This window comes from Nostoc sp. CHAB 5715, assembly GCF_020829685.1.
Classification (GTDB): domain Bacteria; phylum Cyanobacteriota; class Cyanobacteriia; order Cyanobacteriales; family Nostocaceae; genus Nostoc.
In genome coordinates this window covers 1-4029 of sequence record NZ_JAIVFR010000717.1, presented here as the reverse complement: position 1 = coordinate 4029, position 4029 = coordinate 1, and the positions used below count along the sequence as shown (strand labels likewise).

At 40.9% G+C, this 4029-nt stretch carries 4 protein-coding genes; 3 read left to right on the top strand and 1 reads right to left on the bottom strand.

The features are described 5' to 3' along the window. Window positions 1-1481, bottom strand: a 1481-nt coding sequence (locus LC574_RS29790) for a heavy metal translocating P-type ATPase (protein ID WP_229457219.1), incomplete at its 3' end; no start/stop codon positions are given. 223 nt (window positions 1482-1704) lie between these two features. On the opposite strand from LC574_RS29790, the gene LC574_RS29785 reads away from it, so the two are divergent. From LC574_RS29785 to LC574_RS29775, 3 genes are all read left to right on the top strand, one after another. Then, window positions 1705-2823 (top strand): AAA family ATPase, encoded by a 1119-nt coding sequence (locus tag LC574_RS29785; RefSeq protein WP_229457218.1) that lies wholly within the window; start codon window positions 1705-1707, stop codon window positions 2821-2823. Then, complete coding sequence (locus tag LC574_RS29780; protein WP_229457217.1) at window positions 2810-3382, top strand: hypothetical protein; 573 nt, start codon at window positions 2810-2812, stop codon at window positions 3380-3382. Before LC574_RS29785 ends, LC574_RS29780 begins: the two co-directional genes overlap by 14 nt. A gap of 3 nt (window positions 3383-3385) precedes the next feature. Continuing rightward, a partial coding sequence (locus LC574_RS29775) for a MerR family transcriptional regulator (protein WP_229457216.1) occupies window positions 3386-4029 on the top strand: 644 nt, incomplete at its 3' end.

The window sequence follows — 4029 nt, the reverse complement described above, 5'->3', positions numbered from 1 at the left end:
GTTTCTGCGTTATCGCCGGTTAACATGACAATTTCTTCAACTCCCAATTTCTTTAACCGGGTAATAGTTGCGGCTGCTTGCGATCTTACTTCATCTGCGATCGCAATTACACCCATCACCTCCCCTCCCCTACTTCCCTGTGCTACCCAAACCACAGTTTTACCTTCTTGCTCTAAAGATTGAGCCATTTCTCGCAACTCTTCAGGTAAATTTGTCACATACTTTTGCACAAAAACGGCATTCCCCACAATTACCTGTTTTTCTTGGGCGATTCCTACAATTCCTTGTCCAGGTATGGCTTGCACTTGAATTGCACCAACCCAATCCAAATCACTAGCCGCTTGCACAATTGCCTTACCGATGGGATGTTCGGAAGATGATTCTACACTAACGGCGGCTTTTAATACATCTGATTGGGTGTATTCACTAACTGAAATTACCTGGAATACCTGTACCTGCCCTGTTGTTAGAGTACCAGTTTTATCAAATGCGATCGCTCGGACTTTGCCAATTTTCTCCAACTGCGCCCCATTCTTAAACAAAATTCCCTGTCTTGCACCATTGGCGATTCCCGAAAGCAGCGTGGGCATAATTGCAGCCATCAGCGCACAGGGAGAAGCCACCACAAGGAAAGTAAGCGCCCGATAAATCGTCGTTTCCCAATCCCAACCCCAGAGAAATGGCGGCAAAGTTGCCAGTAGTATTCCAGCTACTACAATGACTTTGGCATATCCTTTTTCAAAGCGATCGATAAACTCTTGCGAAGGTGGTGCTTGAGTCTTTGCCTGTTCTACTAGGCGAATCACACGCACAATCAAACTACTTTGGGCTGGTTTGTGTACCTTAATCTGCAATGCACCATAGCCGTTGAGTGTGCCAGCAAATACTTCTTTGCCTACTGTTTTCTCTACAGGTAAAGACTCGCCTGTGATTGCAGCTTGATTGAGGGTGCTGTTACCAGATAAAATTATCCCATCAGTAGGAATTAGCTCTCCGGGTTTGACGACAATTTCATCACCGACTTTTAGCTGAGTAATAGGAATTTCCTCTTCCTTTCCCTGAAGCAAAACCCTTGCTGTATCTGGTGTCAAACTCATCAAACTCCTGATACTCCGCTCAGTTCGCTGCATTGCATAACCTTCTAATGCGCCACTGATGGCAAAGATGAGAATCAAAATTGCTCCATCAATAATTAGATGATATTCTCTTCGCCATAAGCCGAGACTAGCAGCACCAATCGCTGCCACAATCATCAGCAAATCTACATCGAGTTCTTTTTCTTTGAAGAGAGTAGTCAATCCTTCCCGCGCACTTTCGTAACCACCAATTACATAAGCAGCAGGTAGCAGCAAGAATGCCAATCCCAACCAACCGAGATGCAAGGCGAACCATCCGAGAAATAATAGGAATCCACACAAAAGTGCAGCTACGGTATCTGCGTGTTCTCTGGTGAATTGGCCCAGACGTTGGGGATAGAGCATGAGAGGTGAATTAACAGGGACTCTCTTAGGCTAAACCTTGACATTAATGTTAATGTCAAGGTTTATAATGATTTTGAAACGCTCCAGGGGCGCTGAGGGAAGCGCAAAGGTACGCAGAGTTAAATTTTTATCTGTGTTCTAGGAGCGTTTTTCAAAAGCGGGATGTGGGTAAATGAGACGATTTAACTGTTAGCTTTAAAATTGCACTAGGAGGAAAAAATCTATGCTAAAGCGAATATATATTGATAACTTTCGCGGGTTGGTAAATTTCGAGATGAATTTTGACTCGATTAACCTATTTCTTGGTGGTAATGGAGCAGGTAAATCAACTGTTTTTGAAGTCTTGCGGAGAATTCAACTTTTTGTAAGTGGCGCCGCCAAGGTAGAAGGACTTTTCCCAATTTTTGACTGCACTCGTTGGCAAGCTTTACCAATTCAGCGTTTTGAAATAGAAATTGACGGAAATGATGGCAATTATAAATATGAACTTGCTATTGAACACAATATAGAAGATCGCCATGTACAATATGAACGTTTGTGGTTTGATAACCAACCTTTATTGAAGTTTGAGAGAGGCGAAGTTCAAATTTTTTATGACAATCATTCAGTCGGCCAGAAATATCCTTTTAATTGGTTTCAGTCCATACTACCTTTATTTCTGGCAAATAATGATATCACAAAGCTGACCTGGTTCAAACAGCGAATGGAGCGATTTATTATTGTACAAATTATTCCTAGCATGATAATTAATGGGAGTGAAAAAGAAGAAGTACAATTGAGTCCTAAATTGGAAAATTTTGTTTCTTGGTATCGTTATATTTCCCATGACCAGGGCAAGGTAGCTGAACTAATAAATGTTTTAAAAAATATTTTAGACGGTTTTATTAGTTTTAAATTTGACCAGTTCGGCGTAGGCTATACAACTTTAAAATTACGATTTGCATCTATTGAAAATCGTACAAATATTATTGATTATTACTTTAATGAACTCTCTGATGGACAAAAAGCATTAATTGCTCTGTATACATTAATATATTGCACTCAGTCTGAAGATTACACGTTGTGTATTGATGAGCCAGAAAGTTTTTTAGCTCTGCCGGAAATTCAACCTTGGCTAATTCAACTTTATGATTTCTGTATTGACGGAAAAATACAAGCTTTACTAATTTCGCATCATCCTGTATTAATTAATTATCTTTTAGCTTCACCTATAGGTTATTGGTTTGAGCGTCAAAGTAATGCACCTGTACGAGTAAAACCAATTAGTAATCAAGAAGCTGAAAATTCAGGATTACCAATTTCAGAACTGATTGCACGGGGCTGGCTGTATGACCCAGAATAGAGTACAGATAGTAATTTTGTGTGAGGATCTACAACAGCAAGTTTTTGCATATCATTTTTTGAAAAAGCGAGGCTTTAATATAAATCCAAAAAACATCACAATTAGGACTTCTCCAAAAGGTAAAGGTGCAGGAGAGCAGTTTGTTATAAAGCATTATGCAGCAGAGGTTAAAGAATACCGGAGAAAAAACTATCGCTCAGGAATGCTAGTAGTGTTGATTGATGCAGATACTGCGACAGTAAAGGCAACACTGAAAGAATTAGATAATGCACTGATAGAAAATTCACAGGAACTTCGTCACCCTGATGAGAAAAGAGCAATCTTCGTGCCCAAAAGAAATATCGAAACTTGGATACATTATTTACAAACAGGAGAAGTTGTTGAAGAAGAAGGAGAAAAATCCAAATATCCAAAATTCCCTAAAAATGAGGCAATTTGTAAACCCGGTGTTGAACAATTAGCAAACCAGTGTTCTCAAGGGAGTTTAGATGAAAATGCACCGCCATCTCTTCAGGCGGCTTGTGGAGAATTACAAAGAATTTTACCGTTGTTGGAGTAAATCATGAACGCTGGTTGCTTAACTATTAAAGAACTCACAGATGCAGTAGGCGGCGGTTTAACTCCGCGCATGGTGCGGCATTATCATCAATTAGGACTGCTACCGCAACCAGTGCGATCGCCTAGCAACTACCGTCTCTATACCAAAAAAGATGTCCTCCGGTTGCAACGGATTGTCGCACTTAAGCAGCAAGGGTTTCAGCTAAACCATATCCGCAATATTTTGGAGGTGGAACCAGAAGCAGATACAACTGTTAACCTGATGGGACAACTCCAGCAGCAGTATCGGGCGGTGATGCAACAAATTTCCCAACTGCGACAAACAGCATCTGCATTAGAAGGATTATTGGGGCGCGATCGCCATTGTCAAATTATGCAGGCGGAAGTTTTGGCACAACTCAAGTTACTGGATGTCGAAACTCAAGCTGGATTGGGGGGATTGGAAAATCTCTGGAGTGGTTTGGATGCAAAAATTCATACCCATTCGGAAGCTTTTTCAGAATCGCTACAACGCTTACTACCTGATTTGTCTCACCGTTCGGAAATTGAACAACACTTAATTTCTCAGTTGGTTTTGGCTTGTGGCGATGTGAGTTTGGTGTCTTTTATCAAGTTGAGTCGAGGTGCGATCGCAGCTAGTCGAAAAGC